The following is a 21,383-nucleotide window of genomic DNA, read 5'->3' as shown; positions in this document are numbered from 1 at the left end:
AAAAGTGGCGCTTCGGCGCCTCTTTTTTTTATCCCCACCATTATCCGGCTGTTTCCAGAAAACTATAGCCTAATCCCCTTACCGTTTTGATATGCTTCTTAGATAAACCTGACATCACCATTTTGCGACGAATATTACTAATATGCATATCTAAATTTCGGTCAAACGGGCTGAGTTCTTTCTTTAGTACTTCTTTTTGCAATTCGGCTTTTGAGACCACAATACCATTATGGCTGACCAAATATTCAAGCAATTCTTTTTCAGTACCAGTCAAAGGAACACGATCAAGCTCAGCATAAATCGGAGTCGCAGAAGGAGCCATATGAATACGCTGTTTTTCTAACCCCACTCTGCGCAGCATTGCTTTAATCCGAGCAAGTAACTCCGGCACATGGAAAGGCTTAGCTAAATAATGATCGGCACCAGCGTCTAACCCATCAAGTAATGAAGATTCGTCAGCCAACGCTGTCAACATCATTATTGGTATTGCAAAACGTTGACAGATACGTCTTGCAACCTGCATCCCATCAATAGTTGGCAACATAACGTCCAACAAAACAAGGTCAACACCCCGCTCTTCTAAGTAACGTAATGCTGAATCACCACAATGAACACAGCAAACATCATAGCCTTCATCAACGAGCACTTCTTCTAGTAACTCACAAAGCAGCTGGTCATCATCTACGACAAGAATCTTTGACAAAACACTCTCATATTATGGGAATTGAAAATAGTAATTCTATGTATTCTCAGCGTACAAGCAAGTAGTAATAGAAGCTCACAACCACGAGTTGATAGCGAACTCATCCATCATATCTAGCCAACCAACTATGACGGATTTCAGAACAAATACCGCAAACGATTACATCACTTTTAGCATCATAAAGTATTGACTTTACTGAAAGCGGCATGGTTCATAGCCCCTACGCCTTTCCCACAGAGTTACTCACAGCTTTTGTGGATAAATCACTTATCCACAGGCTAATAAGAAAAAGCATAATATATTCACAAAACGTATTCTGCACACTACTGATGTTCAAAACCCTCTCTGCAAAACACACAAAAATAGCAACCTCAACCCAAAAAAGGAGCATAACTGTAATTTACCAAAGAAAAATATGATTTAAATGAGAATAAATATCACAAAAACACGCACTTAAGATGAAATCGAAATCGCAACCGTTTACTTCTCGAGCTCCATAAATCAATAATGAAAAAACAGACAGCACAGACCGCTATCAAATCAAACCGCAGATTAAAACCAGAAACCAAACTCAAAATACGTAAAATAACAACACTTATTCGTAAGATAACAAAAAACGCCTTATTTTTAAGTAATTGATTTTAAAACTAAAAGATCTCAACAAACAAAAAACATCAATTTATAATTGACAGAAAACAAACAAAACATAAAATACGCGCCGTTTACCTAAAAGGTAGGCGATTTATAACGATAATAGCGAGATGTAGAGGTTTAAGAATGGCAAGCGACAACAACTACAGCCTTGGTCCAGTACCAAGCACGGCACGCAAAGGTGTTCTCTCCTTAACCATGGTAATGTTAGGGTTAACCTTCTTTTCAGCCAGTATGTGGACAGGAGGAACATTAGGAACGGGACTCTCCTTCAATGATTTCTTTCTCGCAGTTCTTATTGGCAATCTCATCCTCGGTATCTACACTTCCTTCCTCGGTTACATCGGCGCTTCCACTGGACTTTCCACCCATCTTCTCGCTCGTTTCTCTTTCGGCTCCAAAGGCTCTTGGCTTCCCTCTCTTCTTCTCGGCGGTACACAAGTTGGTTGGTTTGGTGTGGGGGTCGCAATGTTCGCTATTCCCGTTCAAAAAGCGACTGGCATCGACACTAACATTCTTATCTTAGTCTCCGGCCTACTCATGACCGCCACGGTCTACTTCGGCATTTCCGCCCTCATGATTCTTTCCGCCATCGCGGTTCCTGCCATCGCAATTCTTGGTGGCTACTCTGTATTCGAAGCCGTTGGCAGTGCTGGGGGCATCGAAGGCCTCAAAACCATTACACCGGAAAAACCTATTGAATTTTCTACCGCGTTAGCATTAGTTGTCGGATCATTTATTTCTGCTGGCTCACTAACAGCTGATTTTGTCCGCTTTGGCAAAAAGCCGATGGGAGCTGTACTGGTCACGATGATCGCCTTCTTCATCGGTAATTCGCTGATGTTTATATTTGGCGCTGCGGGTGCTGCGGCAACTGGCCAATCTGACATCTCAGAAGTAATGATTGCACAAGGTTTATTGATTCCAGCTATCATCGTACTCGGCTTGAATATCTGGACAACCAATGACAACGCGCTATACGCTTCAGGTCTGGGTTTCTCAAACATTACCGGCCTGTCCAGCAAATACCTATCGATGGCAAACGGCCTTATCGGTACCCTGTGTGCGCTTTGGCTGTACAACAACTTCGTTGGCTGGCTAACCTTCTTGTCGGCGGCGATTCCTCCTATCGGCGGAATTATCATTGCAGATTTTCTGAAAAACCGTCATCGTTACAAAGACTTTGCTAACGCAGAATTCAACACTGTTAACTGGGCGGCAATCATGGGTGTTGCGGTGGGTGTTGCAGCAGGTCACTTCCTGCCAGGTGTCGTACCTATCAACGCCGTTATCGGCGGCGCGGTAAGCTACCTTGTACTTAACCCGCTACTGAACCGTAAACCTAACCAACAAACGGCAAATGCATAAGGATCGTTCTCGATGCAAAGCACAAACATGCTAATTCAAAACATTACACTACGTGGCAAGGAAGGCCTGCATCAAATCCTCATCGAAGAGGGAACTATTACAGCGATCAAAACTATGGATAATGCCTTCCACTTCGATGGTGTCATTTTGGATGGCGAAAACGGCATGGCAATCGCTCCGTTTTGTGAACCGCATATTCACCTTGATACCACGCAAACGGCCGGTGAGCCTAACTGGAACATTTCCGGAACGCTTTTTGAAGGTATCGAACGCTGGGCAGAACGTAAATCAATGCTCTCAGTGGAAGATGTCAAACGCCGTGCAAAGCAAACGCTGAAATGGCAAATTGCCAACGGTATCCAGCATGTCCGTACCCATGTCGACGTTTCTGACCCAACGCTCATTGCCCTTAAAGCAATGCTTGAAGTCAAAGAAGAAATGAAGGAATGGGTTGATATTCAAATCGTAGCGTTCCCTCAGGAGGGCATTCTCTCCTACCCTAACGGCAAAGAATTAATGGAACAAGCCGTTAAAATGGGCGCAGATGTCGTCGGTGCAATTCCCCACTTTGAATTCACCCGTGAGTACGGTATTGAATCTCTGCATTTTGCCTTTGAGCTAGCACGTAAATACGACCGCCTCATTGATGTGCACTGTGATGAAATCGACGATGAGCAGTCTCGTTTTGTAGAGACTCTCGCTGCACTCGCCCACAAATATGAGATGGGTGATAAAGTCACGGCAAGCCACACCACTGCAATGCATTCATACAATGGCGCGTATGCATCCCGTCTGTTCCGCTTGCTCAAAATGTCGGGTATTAGCTTTGTTGCCAATCCATTGGTAAACATCCACTTGCAAGGGCGCTTCGATGACTATCCAAAACGACGTGGCGTTACGCGCGTCAAAGAGATGCTAGCATCCAACATTAATGTCTGCTTTGGCCATGATGATGTCTTTGACCCATGGTATCCACTAGGCACGGCAAACATGTTGCAAGTACTTCACATGGGGCTCCATGTCTGTCAGGTTATGGGCTATGAGCAAATCAACAATGGGCTAGATCTGATCAGCACTCATTCAGCGCGAACTCTGAACATTCAAGATCGCTACGGCATCGAAGAGGGCAAGCCAGGCAACCTTTTGATTCTGCCAGCAGAAAACGGCTTTGACGCCGTTCGCCGCCAAGTCCCTGTTCGCTACTCAATTCGCCAAGGCAAGATTATTGCTAAAACGCAGCCAGCGGTTACTCATATTCATCTCGGAGAGAATGCTGAGCCTGTCACCTTTCGTCGCTAAATCGTCGACTTAACACAAAACAAAAACGGACGCTGAAATGCGTCCGTTTCTTTTAAAAGCAACTCGAATGGTTAGCGCTTACGTCGAATAAACCCGAGACCTGCCAATGTTAGCAACCATGCCCAACCGGTAGAGCCACCGCTTGAATCAACATATTTGCCCATTTCACAGTTCGTTGGTGAAATGCCATCTGCATTAGGATTACATCCATTACCACTGGCCTCTTTATCCTGCTCAATGATATAAGCTGGTGGCGAGATTGGATTCTCAGGCACTTTCGCGATCACTCGCATCACCCAATTATAATAAGTGCCAACACGAGTATAGAATGATGGACGATTAACCGAACCACATGTCGGTATACCTGTCACACCACCACTCACAATACCAACCTGAACCCAATTACCTAACTCATCTTGTGCGCGAAGCGGGCCACCGCTGTCCCCCTTGCAGGAGTCAGCACCATAATCACCATCCAACACTTCCTCTTGATCCTCTTCCTCTTCCCCTTCATTGGTCAGATCATCAGGATCAATCACAATATCATCTCGAATCTCAGGTGCTATAGTACATATCTTAGTCTGATCGAACGGGCTGGCTATAATACCGTGCATCCCATTACCTTGCTCAATAAGGGCAAAACAATCAGCAATAGGAACATGGGTCAAATAAGCCTCTTGAAGCTCATTAGGTAGAATACTGGCACCTGGATCAACAAATCCCCATCCAGATAGCCTATTATTTTTAACACGGTTTGCCGGATCCCACTCCTGAGCCAAACGGGTATCGATCTCACTGGCAACATCTGGGGCCGCTAGAGTAATCGGTGTCACCGAATCCGATGGGAATGGACGGCTAACCCGCAATAGAGCAATATCGTTCTGCAATGCAGTTTTAACCACTTCTTGCGAACCATCAAAGTCACCTTCAACCAAAGCCCCCGGTGAATAGTCAGGATGGACAACGACATGCGATATTGAATAAAGGTGACCAACATCGGTCAACTCAAGCGTTGGTGAGCCAACCGCAAGATTTAGTTGGTGCGGCTGAATTACAAAGTGCTTTTTCGAGTTCGAATCATAACTCACGACACAATGGGCTGCTGTCAATGCCCAGTTTTCACTAATGACTGACGCGCCACAGTTATGAGCATTATCCATAGGAAGAACACGCAACGAAGCCATCCAACTGTGATTGCTGATATCGGTTACAGGATCACCACCAACGACATAAGGGGTAACATTCGATGCTCCTGCCATCATCGATGGTAAAAGCATAGAGGTCGCCAAGGCCAGAAGGGCTTTTTTCATTCCTAACTACTCCAGAATCCATTCAATCTGAGCAGAATAACAAGCCCTTATAGAAACCACAGATAGAAGAATGACAAAATGCGAGTCATTACGCCCCACATTCGAGTTAACTTACATCATTGCATCATTTTAGTGCTATGCGAGTTCCATAACCCATTGTTAACAGTGAACTTAAATGACCTCATTGCCTGTTAATGGACAAGGGGCACTTTCAATATCGAAATCAATAAATGCCCCCGTTAACTGAGAGGTAATGGTAGGATAAAAACCAAAATCTACCGCTTCATCAATATTCTCAATATCAATCGTATAGATTTTAACACCGAGCATTTTTACCTCGCTTGGTAAACAACTGGCTGAATCATTTAGCGTAAAACAAATTTCATCTGTCGTATCAATGTAGCCACACTGAACCTCTTCTTTTACCCCCAAATTTTGCAAACCGGCAAGATCACCTCGCGGCAGTTCATCGGGAATAACGATCAACGCTTCCGCCTCATCAAGCGTGTAATATTTACTCACGAGCACGGTATCCACCTTCGCCCCATCAACTGCAAAAACCCGAGTGTCTCCCTTTAATGCAGCCTCCATATCATCATCGTTACAACCGAATAGCGCCATCAATGACAAAAAAATACATGTTTTTTTCATATAATCCCTCATGTAGTAATATTTTTATTCAGATTATAGACTCATTTCACTCACACCTGCATCACACTATCATTACAAACGCAATGTTAACTGCTGGAATTTTGAACACAATATAGCTAATTAATGTGATCTTGATCTTGATTCCTTCCATTATTTATATTTAATGGCATAATAAACAGAACAATTACCTGTATGGGTAACTTCTACCATTACACATCTACGGATAATAACTATGAGTATTGAATCAATCGTAAAACAGCGCGCTGGCGAGCAATGTGAACTGTGTTCTTCTACTGACGATCTAAAAGTATATGAAGTACCAGCCTCTCCAGACTCAACTGCTGCAAGTTGTGTGCTGGTATGTGAAAAGTGCCGTAGCGAAATCGAAGATGCTGAAACACTAGATCAAAACCACTGGCGCTGCCTGAACGACAGCATGTGGAGCCAAGAACCAGCTGTACAGGTAATGGCATACCGTATGCTTAAGCGTCTGTCTTCTGAAACTTGGGCTCAAGATCTACTAGACATGCTGTACCTAGAAGAAGACAAAATTGAGTGGGCAGAAAAAGGCCTACTAGCCGACGAAGACAAACCACGCGACGTAAACGGCGTTGAACTGAAAAAAGGCGATGATGTTACTATCATCAAAGACCTGCCAGTTAAAGGTTCAAGCATGGTAATCAAGCAGGGTACTGCTGTTCGTGGTGTTAACCTGACTGATGATCCTAAGCACATTCAAGGCAAAGTAAACGGTCAGACAATGTTCATCATTGCTGAATACTGCCGTAAGAAATAAGAGCCTGACTCTTTCCAAAAAAACCGCCTTTAATGGCGGTTTTTTTATAATAGACGCCATCAAATTTTATTTGCCATTCTTTGAATATGATGAGTTTGATACCTCAACGTGGATCAAAAGCTAAGAATCTATCTCAAATTGAATTTTCAAGAATATATCTGTTAATATAAACAGAGTTAGTCGGGGAGCCAAAAGGCTGAGACCACCACCGCCAAGCGCAAAGAGTGGGACCCGTTGAACCTGATCCATTTAATAATGGCGTAGGGAACTAGCATGACTTTGTTCCCTCTATAGGTGTAAACCAACTACCCCCATAGAAAAGCCACGCTACCCACGCCAAATAACGAGGTAGACATGGCCAATTCATCCAAGACTCCCATCACTCTGACTATCGCTGGCTCGGACAGTGGTGGTGGTGCCGGTATTCAAGCAGACATCAAGGCAATTTCCGCTACGGGCAGCTATGCCTGCTCTGTCATTACCGCCCTTACCGCACAAAATACCCAAGGTGTCAGTGGTATCTTAGGAATCGATCCTTCATTTGTCGAACAACAATTAGACGCTGTATTCTCTGATCTCGATATTCAAGCAGTCAAAATCGGCATGCTTAGCGATAGTCGCATCATAAAAGCCGTTGCAAACAAATTGCAGCAATACCAACCTAAGTTCCTTGTTATCGATCCCGTTATGGTGGCAACCAGCGGTGATTTGCTGCTTGAACAAACGGCTATTTCCACCCTGCAATCTGAGCTAATACCGCTAGCTGATATCATCACCCCCAATTTGCCTGAAGCCGCCGCCCTACTAGGCTGCCCAATTCCCACTTCTGAAGATGAAATGGAAACCCTGATTGATGCGCTGCGCCTATTGGGTGCAAAATCCGTTTTGCTTAAAGGCGGACATTTAGAACAAGCTGCAAGCTGTACTGATCTCCTTATCTTGCCCAATGAGGTCATTCGTCTTTCAACGCCCAGAATTGCCACACGCAATACCCACGGCACGGGTTGTACCCTCTCTGCTGCCATTGCCTCATTTCTTGCCCAGGGCTATCCCCTTCCAATCGCCGTCAAATTTGCCAAGCAATATATTACAGACGCGCTCAGACACGCTGACGATTTGAAGATTGGTTCCGGGCATGGGCCGGTCCATCACTTCTTTGCCTTCAACGGTAAACCAAGCTAGACAAACCTTCTCATTCAGCATCGATCTACGGATGAGCATTTACTATTGCACAGCAACCCAACGGCTTTTCATAGACAATAAAAAAGCCAGCCCTAAAAAGGCTGGCTTTTTCATGCGTACGAATTATCAACCAAAAATCATTACGGCAAGATAATATCTACCCGACGGTTATTCTCACGACCAAATTCGGAATCGTTGGTTTCTATGGGGGCCTGCTCACCTTTACTTTCTACAAGCAAACGCTGTGATCGAATCCCCTTTCCATGCAAATAATCTGCGCTTTGCTCAGCTCGCTTAATACCTAGTTGGTAGTTGTATTTTTGGCTACCACGATTATCCGTATTGCCCTGCAATGCGACAACCTGTTCGGATTTTGCTAACTGACGAGCGACATAATCCAAAATTTGTTTAGAGAATGGGGTTAACTGTGCATTGTCAAAGTCAAAATAGACCCGTCCAAGTAATGACGACTGAGGAGACTTATCGCCTGTCATTACTAGCAGTTGCTTGCCATCAAGATACTCTATGCACTGGGCCGATATCCCCAGAGGCTGCGCAGCATCCAACAATGCCTTCTTCAAGGCTTTTGACTCACTGGGGACCGATATTTGCAAAAAACCATTCCGATGCTGACCGATACCCTGCACCTGCCCAATTTCGACCCGATGGACAACGGCATACTGGCCAGTACTACAATAACTTTCAATCGCCAGATCATCACCACTAGCGGCAACGCAGCTCAATGGTAATAAACACACGAGTGGAAATAACTTTTTCAACATTTTTAATTATCCGTACAGTTTTGTAATACCGCTTGAACGGGCACCTTTTTTAATTAACTCTTCAATTTTATCTATCAGATCATCAACATCGTTGACATCAATAATATCTTCATCGGGATTAACCACACAGCGTTGAAAACCACTCTGATGGCTAGCGTTGAAATTAATGCCGACAACACCGATATATAGCGGCTGTTCGCTATCGCTAAAACCAGCACGAATCTTATCGCATAATCCTCTGTTAACTAACTCAGGTAGAACATTTCGATATGGAGATTCCTCGCCATCACTCAATATCAAGATCATCTTCAAGCGCTCTCGATACGCTTTCAATACCTTTGGATCATGGCTTTTTGGACGCCCTTCAGCCATTACCTGCGCTCCGCGCAAAATTCCTTGATAAGCCGCCGTTGCGCCGTTTGCCCCCATCTGCTGCACCCTATATAGCGCCGATTGAGACGATGACAATCCTATCGTCCAGAATGCGTCAGAACCACGCGAACAGTTATACTTTTGGCTATATAGATTGTTCTCTGAACTGTCATAGTGCAGTTGTTCATAGTCCACTTTATTTACAAATGCATCAGCAACTGTCTGCGAATAATCAACATAATACGGGTAGTCAATCAAACGCCATGAGTTAGTAGACAATACATCATAGATTCGTTTGGCTTCCTCTCGCCGATGATGCTTGGTGGTTCTTGAATAACCAGGACAATAACGAGAATTCTGGCGACATTGCTGAAGAGTATTGAGACTGTATGGAGCCCAAAACGACCAATCAACTTCTTCGTAATCCAGCGTACTCACCGAGCTTCGGTAATTGTTATATCGAAGCTGAGTATTGCAAATCAGCCTATTGTTGATTTTGTCTTGTACCCGCATATTGAACGGAACAAAGGCCACTCGGTTTTTGATAATGTGATCATCCGGATCAGGTACCAAAATATTAGATGAAATCCTATTGATGGCATTCTTCAACCAAAACAACTGCGAACGTCCCTGCCAACTTCTGTTCATTGAACCTGAAAAATCAGAAACAAAAACAATATCGACATCCCTATCGCCGAGATACTGAGGATATTTCTTAGCCAGTGAATGACCAGCAATATCTTGCTCGGGCGAAAAAGAAGGAATAAGGGAACTCGTAAACCACGTATGCTGCCACGTTCTGGCATCAACGCTGTATTGCACATATTCTTCCTGACCGATGTTGGGCTTGCTCTCTTGAAATGTACGAACCGTTTTTATATTGATGGCATCGATATCTCGTACATATGCCCGAACATAATCTTCAGCCATGGATTTGGCTTTACCCTTATTGTCGGCAATTGTAATCGCCAAAGCAGCGGCTTCGGTGGCATCTTCCAACCGGCTTTTTTCCTGGATATACCGCGTTCCTTCAATTGCCAAAAAGATCAGCGCCATTAACGGCACCAGCAACATCGCAAACCATATTGCGGCAACACCTTTTTGTGCTCTATAAAATGGCCCATTCATATTAACGGCCTGGCATAATTGAGCTAGAAACGACCGTGGGATTTTTACGTTTCATCCCCATAAATGGTGCAAACCACGAAGAAACGGGCGAACACAAGGTCACTCGATATAGCGGATATGCCTTACCATTTTCCACGGGAACCAACTCCCGATTTGACACCATCGACGACACTGGCACACATCCCAGACGCCTAAACGCGGCACTCGTAAAAGCGGGCTGAATATCATTATCAACGATAGCTTCAATACTAATGGCGACATCATCAACGGGAGTATCAAGCAAGCGCCCTGCCAATCTCTGCATATCACTAATATCTCTTTGCGACAGTTCAAATCTAGGTACAGGCTTGCCATCAACCATTGACCCATAATAACGAGTGCGTTCTTTCAATATGTTAACCAATGAAAAGCTCGCTCGGTCAAGCTGCGAGCGCACCAATAACTGATGGCTAAGATCAGAAACAAAAACAAACAATGCACACAATATAAACAGCACCAGTGCAAACTCAACAACCATTGCCCCGTGCTGTTTTTGCTTACCGACCAATATCTTCACCGGGCCATCCTTCATGCTCTAAGTTCAATAACATCGATCGCGAAATCGTGACTTTTTTATCTGCTAAAGCCAATAAAGGTGGCTGGTAATAATAAGAAAGGGTTATATCTGCCAATACATACTCAGGTGAAACATCACTAGCACTCGCGGCTCGATTATCAACCAAATCGCGGTATGATTTATAATATTTTGCAGACAGAGTAAATTGATCTTTGGCTATCAAAAAATGCCATAAGGTCCCTTCTTGAGATAAAAAACGATTAAACTGCATCTGATAGCGATCGTAGTTACTTTTACCTTGATATGTTTTCGTCTCACGGATCGTTTCTCGTAAGGCATATTCCGTCACATTGACGACATAAATGCGAAAACAAACCTCGATAACTGCGAACGAGACCAGCATCAACAGGATCCCGCCAAGTGCAAACTCGATGGTAGCAGCACCTTTCTGCCTTGCCAGTCTCATAAGACTTATTGCCCCATCTGCTGTACTTGCAACACAAGTTTATTCAAATCTTCGTGGCCATACATCGTCTTCAATACGTCAATTGCAGTGTCCTTATTGCCTGCTTTTATCAATGCAATTGCAAGGTTAACATTCAATGTCTGATTATTAGGGTTCTGTCTATAAACAGGCATAAGCATCTCAACGGCTGATTTATATTGCCCTTGTGCTAACATCAGTACCGCAAGATTATTCTTTATTGTCAGATCATCACCGCCGTTAAGGCGTGCTGCATTAAATTCATATTCTGCGTCAGAATATTGTTTCAACTCGGTATAAGCCATACCGCGGCGAATATGTAAATCAGAACTAGCATCACCACTTACATAGGCTCTATCAAAAGCAGAAAGTGCCTTCTGATATTGCATTTGCCGACTATATATATCACCTAACAATACATAAAGTTGAGCATTTTCAATCCGTGGATTTTTTTCAAGAACATGATGGACATAAAATGACGCTGACTCTACATCTCCAGATTTAAAATACGCATCAGCCAATTTAATCATAATAGACTCATCGTCAGAATGGGTAACTAATTGCTGTTTGTAATATTCAATCACACCTTGAGTGTTACCCAATTTAGTCATGTCAGTTACGGTTGAAGTAGGTGCTACGGTAGACGAACACGCACTCAATAATGCTACCACCATAGTCGCAATGACAAACTGATTTTTTTTCATAGCCGATTATCCGATATCTAGTGACATTTGCATGATTCCAGGAGCCAAAATCAAAATAACAATTGGAAACATGATAAATAAAATCAATGGAATACTCATTTTCGCTGATAATTTTCCGATCTTTTCCTCAATCGTCAGCACTTCCATCTTTCGCATATCTTCCGATAAATCACTCAATACATTAGCAATCGATGTACCGTATTGTAAGTTTTGGATTAAAGTAAGAACAAAACTACGTACTTCACTGGTCGGGATCCTCTCGCTTAAATCATTGAGGGCTTTTTCGAGCCCATATAATCGGGCCGAATCTGATGTTTTACGTATTTGAAAGCACAAGTCCTTATCGAACGATTCCAATTCAGCACCAAGATACACCAGCGATGCCTCAATGGTCATTCCGGTCTGTACGCATACCGACATCATATCCAGCATATAAGGCAATTGCTGCGATGTTTTTCGGATCAATGCCGCCTTACGTGCGGCTAATACCATATCCGGAATTACAATAATGGCAATCATGCAAAGCATACCGATCACAAGTTTATTACTACTAGAGAAATCACTCATGACAATAGATATACTAACCATTCCAATAACTGACATTTTTATCGGAAAATAATATTTAGCAAAATTGGTGTTATAAATACCAGCATCAATCAACTTTTGCTCGAGTTCCTTCCTGTATTTCTGTCCAAAACGCACCAGCATAATATTCAATCGTTCAATCATGCTTTCACGATGCATATTAAAATAGACTCGCGCATTAGCCTTAGCACGCCTACTTTTATAATGTCGAGTGAACAAAATAGCGAAAACAACAGCAAACAATATAATAGATATAAAAATAGCCACTACTTCACACTCCGAACCAACAGCCAAACAATGCCTAAACCAATCGCTTCACTGCCTAGTACATAATAAAGAACATAACGGCCTTGAGGGTCATTCAATATAAAATCCACATTTGCCGGATTAATATAGTTTAACAACACCATGAATAGCACTGGAATGGCTGCGACAATTTTGGCAGAGATACGTGCCTCTGATGTCATCGCCATCTTTTTCTTTTCAAGCGTACGTGCATCGACCAATACACGAATCAAGCGAGCCAATACGCTTTTCAACTGGCCGCCACGGGCCATATTGGCCCGCATTGTCACAACAAAAAACAAAAAAGCCGGATAAGGGTAATTTTTGCTGGCACGCTGAAAAACAACATCAGGGCTTTCGCCCATTTTCAGACGTTCGCCCATATTTTTAAACTCACGCCCTATCCCGTTATCTAGACTTTCACCCACATAACTGATGGCCTGCATCAAGCTATCACCGGCCGTAACCGCACTCATCAACAAATTCAATGCATCAGGGAAACTACGTTCAAAATCATTACGGCGTTTCTTTATCAGCCAGCCCCACCCCATCCAAATCATTACCACAGGAAACAGCAAGGTTACCCACTGCGAATGCAAATGCAGCAATTGCGAGTTAATGTACCAAGCCACCATAACCACAGTACTGAGAAAAACCGTAATGATGACCGTAGCGCGATCTCCCAGCATGGCGAGGATCGGACTGCACTCATCCTTGATTCTCTGAAACCGACCGCCTTTATTCAGGCTTTTAACATTTATTGCTTGAAATTCGAGCTTGGGAACATCTTGGCTAATATCTTCAAAATATGAAACTTTTCGAGCACGCTTACCGCCCCACCAAAGATATAGGGCGATACCGAACAAAATCAAAGATAAGGAAAAGAACATCGCTTACTGCCTAAACGCAGCCATCAGCTCATTATGCAAACCAAAGAACTGTGCTTTTTTCATCAGTTCTGAACGCTGCATAATGCCCTGAGTAACAAACTGCCCCTGTACTTTCTCACTAAAGTGGGTGTCATCAGGCTGAAAACGGAAAATCTCCTCCATTACGACATTATCTCCTTCAAGACCCACGATCTCAGAAATACTAGTGATCTTACGCGAACCATCACGAAGACGGTTAACCTGAATAACCAACTGCACCGCGCTAACAATAGTGCGGCGAATAGCATCCAACGGCTGATTCAAGTTCGCCATCATCACCATAGACTCAACACGAGCAATGGCATCACGCGGCGAGTTGGCGTGCAAGGTTGACATCGAACCATCATGGCCAGTATTCATCGCCTGGAGCATTTCAAAAGACTCAGCACCACGGCACTCGCCCAAAATAATTCGATCAGGGCGCATACGCAGGGCATTAATCACCAAATCACGCTGATAGATCGCACCGGTATTCTCTATGCTGGCGGCACGCGTCTCTAGGCGTACAACATGAGGTTGCTGCAAGCGAAGTTCTGCCGCATCCTCAATGGTGATAACACGCTCATCATTATCGATATATTGCGACAATGCATTAAGCAACGTTGTTTTACCCGAACCAGTACCACCCGAGATTAAAATATTCAAACGACAACGCGCAGCAATCATCAGCACACGCGCCATTTCATAAGACAGCGCACCAAAGCTGATCAGCTCTTCCAGTCCAATTTTCTGTTCACGGAACTTACGGATAGAGATCGCGGTACCATCAAGCGCGATGGGCGGGATAACAATATTGACCCGGCTGCCATCTTCAAGACGAGCATCCACTGTCGGCGACATTTCATCCACCCGTCGGCCAACACGCGCCGCAATGCGCTTGGCAATTTCCAACAGTTGAGGCTCGTTAACGAATGTAATATCCGAGCGTTGCAACTTACCGTTACGCTCGAAAAAAATATTGTCCGGACCGTTAACCATGATGTCTGTGATCGACTGATCCTCGATAAGTGGCTGCAGCGGGCCAAGCCCCAACAATTCGTCAAGCAGGCTTTTCACCAAGCCAGCACGCATCATTGCGGTAATTGGACGGTTAGTTCCTCGCGCCAGGATCTCTACCGCATTCTGAATTTGCTTTTCTAGCTCGTCACGCCCCATCTGCTGGACGGCTTCTGCATCAAGCGCATCAAAAATCTGCTGGCGAAAAGCTAAATAAAGCTGCTTATTGGCACTCATCGTTTAAACATCCTTAGTAGCTGGCTGACTCGACTCTTGGTTTCGTTGCGCTGCCCATTGATCAACCTGACTAGCTCATCAAGGCTCTGCTGCATCTGGCGGTCATGCTTGTGTGCCCGCTTGCCTTCTAAAATCAAACGCCCCAAAGAACGGCTAAACGGCAAATAGACATCAATCGGCACTGTTAGGTATTCCGCAACTTCTTCTTTGCTCAGCACAAAGGCAGAATCAGGACGGTGACTGTTCAAAACTGTCAAAACGCGTAATTTTTTTGTATCTGATATTTGAAGGTTGGCAATTCGCTCAATCAGTCGACGCGCATTACGGACAGAAGAGACGGAAGGCTCAATCACAACAACGACAACATCATTGTGCTCGACCAAACTCAGAGGATCGGTCCTAAACCCTGTACTGGCAGAAAAATCTTCAATAATGTAGTTGGTATTACGACCAAGTAATTGACATAACGTCCGATTAAAACCAAGTAATTGGTAATCCGACTCACCGCCATCCAAGGCTAGCAACCGTAAATTCGCACGAACCTTCGTCAAAAAGCTGATTGCGCTTTCATCATCAAGCTCATGCAGAGGCATCGTCATTTCGGTAATATTGTGCCGTTTCAGCCCTTTGATAGAGAGCATTACATCTATATTACTGTCCTCATATTGGTGGTCGACCAAGACCGTATCTGTACCATCAGAAGCCAGTACCGACGCTATTTCTGTAGAGAGCATTGTCGTCCCTACCCCACCTTTGGACCCCACCACAGCAACACGTTTGGCTTTTCGAAGGTTACTCACCCCAGAAAATGTCTGCAGGTTCTTGCTCACATGCGACAGGAAATCAGCCAACTCTTGCTTGGTAACAGGCCAGAACACATAGTAGAAACCCATGTCTTTAAGCGCGCGCAGCGTCGAAATTGCATCTTCCTTTCCAAAAATGATCACCCCTTTGTGGGTCGGGATCTGGCTAGCAAAACGCTTAGCATCTTCAACGACATTAGCCGATTCGTTCAGCTCAAGAATAATGATTTCATTAAGCCCGGAATTATCAAACTCTGAAGAACGCAAGGCTTCTTTCTCTACCATTGGCGGATTCCAGCCTTCGAATACGAAAACTTCCTGAACCAACGCTAGGCATGCCTGTGACTGGTAAATCAAGGTACAGCTTTTGGGGCCATTCACGACCGGCAACTGAGGTGCAACATTTTTGCTAATGGCTTTCGCTAAATCGAACATCGGTTAGTGCCCCAAAACATGCTTCGGATAAGCAATTTGCTTCATTCTCATTGATTCGACAAAACAATCTCGTCGAACATTGTGCCCCCCCAGCACCAACGGCGGACAGGTCTCGGTCACCAACTTAGCCAATGAGACGATGACCGTCAGATCACCGGCCGATGCAGGATCATAAACCACCGCAAACTGACTGGGAGCCAATCCCATTGCTGCCAACACTTTTGTTTGCGCCATCGCAAGAGCCTTACCTCGTGCGGTACGATAGGCATAACGAACCTCAACACCTCGATCAGTCTTCATCGCGTTCTTCACAATGGCTTCCAACTCAGTGGCAATATCCGTTTTGGAGTGTTCCAAAGAGACCGTATAGGTATGTTGCTCTGGTACATACAAGGCTTCGGCCCCCTGCTCGCGATACAAGGCGTCAGAACAACCGCTGCACAACAATACCGTTAATAGCCCAATCCACTTTTTCATTCGATGAATCCCCCTCGAGACAGAAGATCAATGGCCAAGGCATCTGCTTGATCACCCTTGGAGGTATTACGTACATTAAACAATCGAGACAGGGTTGAGGTCTTCTTGATGTAGGGCAACTGAATTGCCTCAGGTGAGACCGGCTTAACCAGATTAACCGTCGCAACAATCAGCAACTCTGTTTTCTTGCGCTCGGTAACAGACTTACGAAATGCAGCACCAAGAATAGGTAGATCGCCGATCAACGGCACTTTCTGCAGTTGCTCCAAATCATTGCTGCTCATTAGCCCGCCCAGCACAAAACTTTCGCCATCAGCCAATTCGACGGTTGTCATTGCCTTGCGAGTCGCTAATTGAGGCACTTCCATGCCGGCCGTTTTGATATATTTCGTCACGTCACTGACTTCGGGTGCGAGCTGCATCCGAATTTTCTCATTGCTCATAACCTTGGCGGTCAAATCTAGCTTGATGCCAAATTCTTTGAACGTGATATTAACGTTATTGTTCGAGGTCACAATCACCGGCACCTCGCCGCCAACCAAAAAGCTGGCTGACTCACCAGATAATACGGTTAAATTCGGCTCAGCCAGAATCTGCGCCATACTATCGTCAGCCAAGGCGGTGATCAGCGTACTGAGATCAGCAGGCTTAAAACGGGCAAAGGCAAACTGACCCACACTGGCACCCAGCGTGCTCCAATCCGTACCCAACGTTTTAGCAAAAGTTTCTGAGACTTGAGCCACCGAAATCTTCACGTTGACCTGTTGTACGCTGGCAACTTTAAGCTGCTCGATAATGCCTTCCCATGTATTGTTGCGGGCAAAGATCATACTTTCGGGCTCTTCAATCCCCGAATCTTGGAACTCGAGCTTATCTGTTTTTTCATACCTCTCGGTTTTGGCTCGCTTTAACAGCGTCGCCACCGTGCGGTAGACATCATCGCGTTCTTGTTCAGAATAAACCGTGCCACTCACGGCAACCTGCTCCCCCACAGACTCAAGTTTGATCGCCAAATTGGGGAAATGCAGCTGGAGCTGACGACGAATCTGGGTCAGATCAAGATCAACCCAAATACGCTGGGACAACAGCACTTGACCATCATTGCCATAGGCAATCAAACGAGCCTGCCCCACACTTTTGGCAAACACAACCAAGGTATGCTTATCTATAACCTGATAATCGGCTACGGTCGGCGCACTAATAAATACTTTTTCAATATCCTGTTGCAGATGGATATCTTGGGCATCGTTAAGCGTGATATAGCGATCACCGGCCTGAACCGTCAACGGCGCAACAATACACATAACGAGCAACACAATTCGTAGCAGCATCAATCCAGCCCCCCAAAATTCGACGTATTGGTTGAGCCTCGCAACTCCACAACGCCGCTATAGTTGTTAATAACATCACTTACGACGGCATCAAGCGCACCGCGGTAGTGTTGGCTGCGATATATTTCAATCTGGGTTGTTTTTTGAGCCAATGACAAACGTGCGATATCATCAGGATCGACTTCAATGATGATGGTTGTCATCCCATCCGTTTCCATTGCCGCCTTCGCCGTCACAACATCGTTGGACTCATCGCCGATATTCATTACTCGAAGATGAGAAAGGAATAGTCTTGCTTCTAGACCATCAAATGATGATACGAGATTATTTTGAGAAGATAGGTTTTCACTTGGCGAACTAATTGTAAGAATATCAATATAATCACCAGGATGGATATAACCATTAATTAGATTTCGAGTAGACACATGCAATGGATATAATGTCTTCCCATTTCTAACCAATAAATCCAGATAGCCAACTTGATTTTTTTTTGTTTGATATTCTGAAAAAACCAACGCTCCCTTCGGAACATCAACATTAAGCAATGTGGTTGGAGCAAAGTCTAATTCAATATCTGAATTAATACCAAACTTAATGGCTTCATCAAGCAAAACCTGTTCTCTTACCAATTCATCAGCTTTTATTGCTTGGCCTTTTTTTAGATTATCTTTACTGCGCCAAATTGTTACATATTGCAGTGGTTGCTCTTGAATCGGTGCAGCTTGCTCAGATTGATGCACTGGCGTCAGTGCATCATAAACACCATATAACCCAGTAACCACAGCAAGGAAAGCGATAAAGAAAATAACTTTAGAACTCATAAATTCAGGTTCATAGGTAAGAGGAAAGGAGAGAAAGATAGAACCCGATAGAAATAGCAACCCCGTAAGGAATACCAGGATCCTGTCCGCGCGCAGCACGACGATATAGTCGGTACTTTACCCAGTAAAACAATGCCAGAATGCCGCCAACTACCAGCGTTACCCAAATTGCCAGCGACAATTCAGAGAAAGGGATGGCAACGGACAACGCCGTTGCCAACTTGCTATCACCTGCTGCGAATGCATGTATTGCAACGAGCAAAATGGTTAGCGTCGCTATCATCAAAAAACTATATGAATGAATTGTATTTTGCTGAGTCACACACAAAAGCAGTGATAAGACGAGAACAATCAATACATCAGTATTTTTTATTTTCCGATAGAAGATATCTTTTATGCTGATATAAGCAAGAAACATCCCTAATGTTATTAAATATAGCATTAGAGAAAATTGGTTATTTACTTGCTGCTGATAGCGTATCAGAAATTTTTGTAAACGCATCTGTCAGGCTAGTAATAACTGAACCATCTTTCGCAAAAATAGTTCCTAGTACAACAGCCATAGCAACACCAATTAGGCCATATTCAATTGCAGTAACACCGCGCTCATCATTTTTGTAAGCAGACAAAAAAGCATCAACTTTTGCATATACAGAAGTTAGCATGGGTTTTCCTTATAAAGGCTGTTCTATAAATAGAAGTTATTATCAATACTTATAGATACAAATATTATGACATCACAAACAAACTAATATTAATTTAAGCCAAGTAAAACTCAGACATTATTATATTGTTAGTGGTATGAATTTGCTTTCGCTGCAATATAATCAAATCAGAAATCAAGAGTAAAATCAAAATCATTAATCGTAACAACAAATTACACTTATCAAAATATGGTACAGCGACCTGTTTAATAGATAAGTAACTGATTATAAATGGTTTACAATTTGGCATTTATTGACAATTTTCTGACACACGCGTCAAAAGTAATTTTATCTTGCATTTTATATGCTCAAATTTCAACCAAACCATGCATGCAGCACATGTTAAAATTGTTCAATTGCTATACTGGAGTCAAAATCACCCCAAAAACACCATGTTACATTACGTACGCTAAAAACTGACATGACAGAAATATTTGCAAAAAAAAAGCACGATTTTCATCGTGCTATTCATAAGTATTCACCAAATTCAATGATGAGAGCAGCTTATCTAAATATCACCCTCTCGAACATCTCTATGACTGTATCAGGTGACCATCAAAGCCTAAGCCCACTAATTTTTCATAGGCGCTCAAAACATCTATTGGAACATCTTGCTTAACCGAAAAACCTTTTTGGGGATAATCCATAACTCGCTGCAAATCCCCAACCATCACATTAATGACCTCAGCATAAGTGAGAGATTCATTCGGATAATCGTCTAGGCTAATCCTTGGCGATGTCACAATAACGGCTTGCTCCGGCCACAAACACTGGCAAGTGGCATAGGCCCGACGTTCCATAAAAGGTTTCTGAACCAGAATAAGTCGCTCAGCACTGATCCCCTTATCTTCGAGCAAAGTACGGGTAAAAAGAATATTCTCACCCGTATTTGTCGATGCCGGTTCGATATAGATCGCCTCTTTCGGAACCCCCATATCCTGAGCCACGGCAGCAAATGCCTCAGCTTCCGAACAATCAAATAGGCCTTCTGTTAGTGCCCCAACGCCACCCGAAAAGGCTATCCAAGGTGCATATCCTTGTAAATACAGCTCAGCAGCATACTCGGCGACACGCAAATCATTGCTGCACAGCACGAATAAGCCGTCACTTGGTACGAGCGTATGGTTTAACTGGTGGTAGTCCCACACTTTCTGGGCTAAGGCATGCGCCGTTGATGACATAGCAAACTCCTTCTGCAGCTAATCTAGAAATAATGTTTTAACGCAACCACCATTGTGGAACAAGTGTGCAATTGTGCTCACCACAGCTCAGCCAGCCTTGCTCACCCTCGATAGTCAACTGTAGCTGCATGGTACGCTCAACCATGGCCTCCAATTGCGCTAACGTCTCATCATCAAAGAATACAACGGAAATATTGCCATACTGTTCGATTTTGGTCTTGTTTTGTTTCCACCAAATCGGAGCTGCATTATCACCGTAGGCAGCAATCAGCACCTTATCCGCTTTGTGTGCCGCTTTCTTTATGCGCTTTTCATCCGGCAGACCCAAATCAACCCATAGCTCAATATCGTCAGTGTAATTTTTCTTCCACAACACCGGCTCATCGGCATCACATAGCCCTTTGGTAAAAACCAATTCTTCATCGGCATTAAAGCCCCATACCGCCAACCGTAACATTAAACGCTGCAGCGTTTCAGACGGATGGCAAGCCAATGTGTGTGCCTGATCGAGATATACGTGACGATCCATATCTGCCACGTTCATGTTCGCTTTATAAATGGTGGCTTTTAGTGCCATATTCGTTATTCCTAAACCAACCCATAATAGGTTATA

At 44.0% G+C, this 21,383-nt stretch carries 23 protein-coding genes and 1 riboswitch; of the genes, 4 read left to right on the top strand and 19 right to left on the bottom strand.

Annotated features, from left to right (window positions below; genetic code table 11):
• Nucleotides 1-40 precede the first annotated feature (40 nt).
• Nucleotides 41-703, bottom strand: coding sequence for a response regulator transcription factor (locus ACSF8X_RS17755; protein WP_047879952.1), 663 nt, complete (start codon nucleotides 701-703; stop codon nucleotides 41-43).
• Between the two features lie 777 nt (nucleotides 704-1,480).
• Between ACSF8X_RS17755 and codB the strand changes: the two genes are divergently transcribed.
• The gene (codB, locus tag ACSF8X_RS17750; RefSeq protein WP_500851852.1) at nucleotides 1,481-2,722 is read left to right on the top strand and encodes a cytosine permease; all 1,242 of its coding nucleotides are present in this window, start codon (nucleotides 1,481-1,483) and stop codon (nucleotides 2,720-2,722) included.
• A 12-nt stretch (nucleotides 2,723-2,734) separates the two neighbouring features.
• Nucleotides 2,735-4,021 (top strand): cytosine deaminase, encoded by a 1,287-nt coding sequence (locus ACSF8X_RS17745; RefSeq protein WP_500851851.1) that lies wholly within the window; start codon nucleotides 2,735-2,737, stop codon nucleotides 4,019-4,021.
• Between the two features lie 71 nt (nucleotides 4,022-4,092).
• Here the strand turns inward: ACSF8X_RS17745 and ACSF8X_RS17740 are convergent, their stop codons facing one another.
• Both ACSF8X_RS17740 and ACSF8X_RS17735 read right to left on the bottom strand, forming a co-directional pair.
• The gene (locus ACSF8X_RS17740; RefSeq protein WP_047879949.1) at nucleotides 4,093-5,331 is read right to left on the bottom strand and encodes a trypsin-like serine protease; all 1,239 of its coding nucleotides are present in this window, start codon (nucleotides 5,329-5,331) and stop codon (nucleotides 4,093-4,095) included.
• A gap of 171 nt (nucleotides 5,332-5,502) precedes the next feature.
• Complete coding sequence (locus ACSF8X_RS17735; RefSeq protein ID WP_500851850.1) at nucleotides 5,503-5,982, bottom strand: hypothetical protein; 480 nt, start codon at nucleotides 5,980-5,982, stop codon at nucleotides 5,503-5,505.
• A 232-nt stretch (nucleotides 5,983-6,214) separates the two neighbouring features.
• On the opposite strand from ACSF8X_RS17735, the gene ACSF8X_RS17730 reads away from it, so the two are divergent.
• Both ACSF8X_RS17730 and thiD read left to right on the top strand, forming a co-directional pair.
• Nucleotides 6,215-6,778: a PhnA domain-containing protein gene (locus ACSF8X_RS17730; protein WP_047879947.1), complete on the top strand. Its 564-nt coding sequence runs from the start codon at nucleotides 6,215-6,217 to the stop codon at nucleotides 6,776-6,778.
• A gap of 171 nt (nucleotides 6,779-6,949) precedes the next feature.
• Nucleotides 6,950-7,062: riboswitch (TPP riboswitch) on the top strand.
• Nucleotides 7,063-7,132: 70 nt separating this feature from the next.
• Nucleotides 7,133-7,960: a bifunctional hydroxymethylpyrimidine kinase/phosphomethylpyrimidine kinase gene (gene thiD / locus ACSF8X_RS17725; RefSeq protein WP_500851849.1), complete on the top strand. Its 828-nt coding sequence runs from the start codon at nucleotides 7,133-7,135 to the stop codon at nucleotides 7,958-7,960.
• Nucleotides 7,961-8,100: 140 nt separating this feature from the next.
• Here thiD and ACSF8X_RS17720 read toward each other — a convergent pair whose 3' ends face one another.
• From ACSF8X_RS17720 to ACSF8X_RS17645, 16 genes are all read right to left on the bottom strand, one after another.
• A complete protein-coding gene (locus ACSF8X_RS17720; RefSeq protein WP_500851848.1) occupies nucleotides 8,101-8,742 on the bottom strand; it encodes an OmpA family protein in 642 nt (213 codons plus the stop codon).
• Between the two features lie 6 nt (nucleotides 8,743-8,748).
• Complete coding sequence (locus ACSF8X_RS17715; RefSeq protein WP_500851847.1) at nucleotides 8,749-10,242, bottom strand: TadE/TadG family type IV pilus assembly protein; 1,494 nt, start codon at nucleotides 10,240-10,242, stop codon at nucleotides 8,749-8,751.
• A 1-nt stretch (nucleotide 10,243) separates the two neighbouring features.
• Nucleotides 10,244-10,798, bottom strand: a complete 555-nt coding sequence (gene tadF, locus ACSF8X_RS17710) for a tight adherence pilus pseudopilin TadF (protein ID WP_500851846.1) — start codon at nucleotides 10,796-10,798, stop codon at nucleotides 10,244-10,246.
• The gene (locus ACSF8X_RS17705; protein ID WP_500851845.1) at nucleotides 10,779-11,264 is read right to left on the bottom strand and encodes a TadE family protein; all 486 of its coding nucleotides are present in this window, start codon (nucleotides 11,262-11,264) and stop codon (nucleotides 10,779-10,781) included. The genes tadF and ACSF8X_RS17705 overlap by 20 nt, the downstream gene beginning before the upstream one ends.
• A gap of 5 nt (nucleotides 11,265-11,269) precedes the next feature.
• The gene (locus tag ACSF8X_RS17700) at nucleotides 11,270-11,986 is read right to left on the bottom strand and encodes a tetratricopeptide repeat protein (protein ID WP_500851844.1); all 717 of its coding nucleotides are present in this window, start codon (nucleotides 11,984-11,986) and stop codon (nucleotides 11,270-11,272) included.
• A 6-nt stretch (nucleotides 11,987-11,992) separates the two neighbouring features.
• Nucleotides 11,993-12,838, bottom strand: coding sequence for a type II secretion system F family protein (locus tag ACSF8X_RS17695; protein ID WP_084722337.1), 846 nt, complete (start codon nucleotides 12,836-12,838; stop codon nucleotides 11,993-11,995).
• Nucleotides 12,838-13,746 (bottom strand): type II secretion system F family protein, encoded by a 909-nt coding sequence (locus ACSF8X_RS17690; RefSeq protein WP_047879939.1) that lies wholly within the window; start codon nucleotides 13,744-13,746, stop codon nucleotides 12,838-12,840. Before ACSF8X_RS17690 ends, ACSF8X_RS17695 begins: the two co-directional genes overlap by 1 nt.
• A 3-nt stretch (nucleotides 13,747-13,749) precedes the next feature.
• A complete protein-coding gene (locus ACSF8X_RS17685; RefSeq protein WP_047879938.1) occupies nucleotides 13,750-15,018 on the bottom strand; it encodes a TadA family conjugal transfer-associated ATPase in 1,269 nt (422 codons plus the stop codon).
• On the bottom strand, nucleotides 15,015-16,256 hold the full coding sequence (locus ACSF8X_RS17680; protein WP_047879937.1) for a CpaE/TadZ family protein: 1,242 nt from the start codon (nucleotides 16,254-16,256) through the stop codon (nucleotides 15,015-15,017). Before ACSF8X_RS17680 ends, ACSF8X_RS17685 begins: the two co-directional genes overlap by 4 nt.
• A gap of 3 nt (nucleotides 16,257-16,259) precedes the next feature.
• Nucleotides 16,260-16,733, bottom strand: a complete 474-nt coding sequence (locus ACSF8X_RS17675; protein ID WP_500851843.1) for a hypothetical protein — start codon at nucleotides 16,731-16,733, stop codon at nucleotides 16,260-16,262.
• Nucleotides 16,730-18,064: a type II and III secretion system protein family protein gene (locus tag ACSF8X_RS17670; protein WP_500851842.1), complete on the bottom strand. Its 1,335-nt coding sequence runs from the start codon at nucleotides 18,062-18,064 to the stop codon at nucleotides 16,730-16,732. Before ACSF8X_RS17670 ends, ACSF8X_RS17675 begins: the two co-directional genes overlap by 4 nt.
• The gene (locus ACSF8X_RS17665; RefSeq protein WP_047879934.1) at nucleotides 18,064-18,885 is read right to left on the bottom strand and encodes an RcpC/CpaB family pilus assembly protein; all 822 of its coding nucleotides are present in this window, start codon (nucleotides 18,883-18,885) and stop codon (nucleotides 18,064-18,066) included. The genes ACSF8X_RS17670 and ACSF8X_RS17665 overlap by 1 nt, the downstream gene beginning before the upstream one ends.
• A 10-nt stretch (nucleotides 18,886-18,895) precedes the next feature.
• A complete protein-coding gene (locus tag ACSF8X_RS17660) occupies nucleotides 18,896-19,303 on the bottom strand; it encodes a prepilin peptidase (RefSeq protein ID WP_169753941.1) in 408 nt (135 codons plus the stop codon).
• A gap of 37 nt (nucleotides 19,304-19,340) precedes the next feature.
• Nucleotides 19,341-19,550, bottom strand: coding sequence for a Flp family type IVb pilin (locus ACSF8X_RS17655; protein ID WP_500851841.1), 210 nt, complete (start codon nucleotides 19,548-19,550; stop codon nucleotides 19,341-19,343).
• 572 nt (nucleotides 19,551-20,122) lie between these two features.
• Entirely contained in the window at nucleotides 20,123-20,770 is a 648-nt protein-coding gene (locus ACSF8X_RS17650; RefSeq protein ID WP_500851840.1) for a YdcF family protein, read from the bottom strand.
• Between the two features lie 37 nt (nucleotides 20,771-20,807).
• On the bottom strand, nucleotides 20,808-21,347 hold the full coding sequence (locus ACSF8X_RS17645) for a YaeQ family protein (protein WP_047879931.1): 540 nt from the start codon (nucleotides 21,345-21,347) through the stop codon (nucleotides 20,808-20,810).
• Nucleotides 21,348-21,383: the final 36 nt, after the last annotated feature.

This window comes from Photobacterium panuliri, from assembly GCF_059920555.1.
The sequence above is the reverse complement of the archived record's forward strand: the minus strand, read 5'-3'. Positions and strand labels throughout refer to the sequence as shown.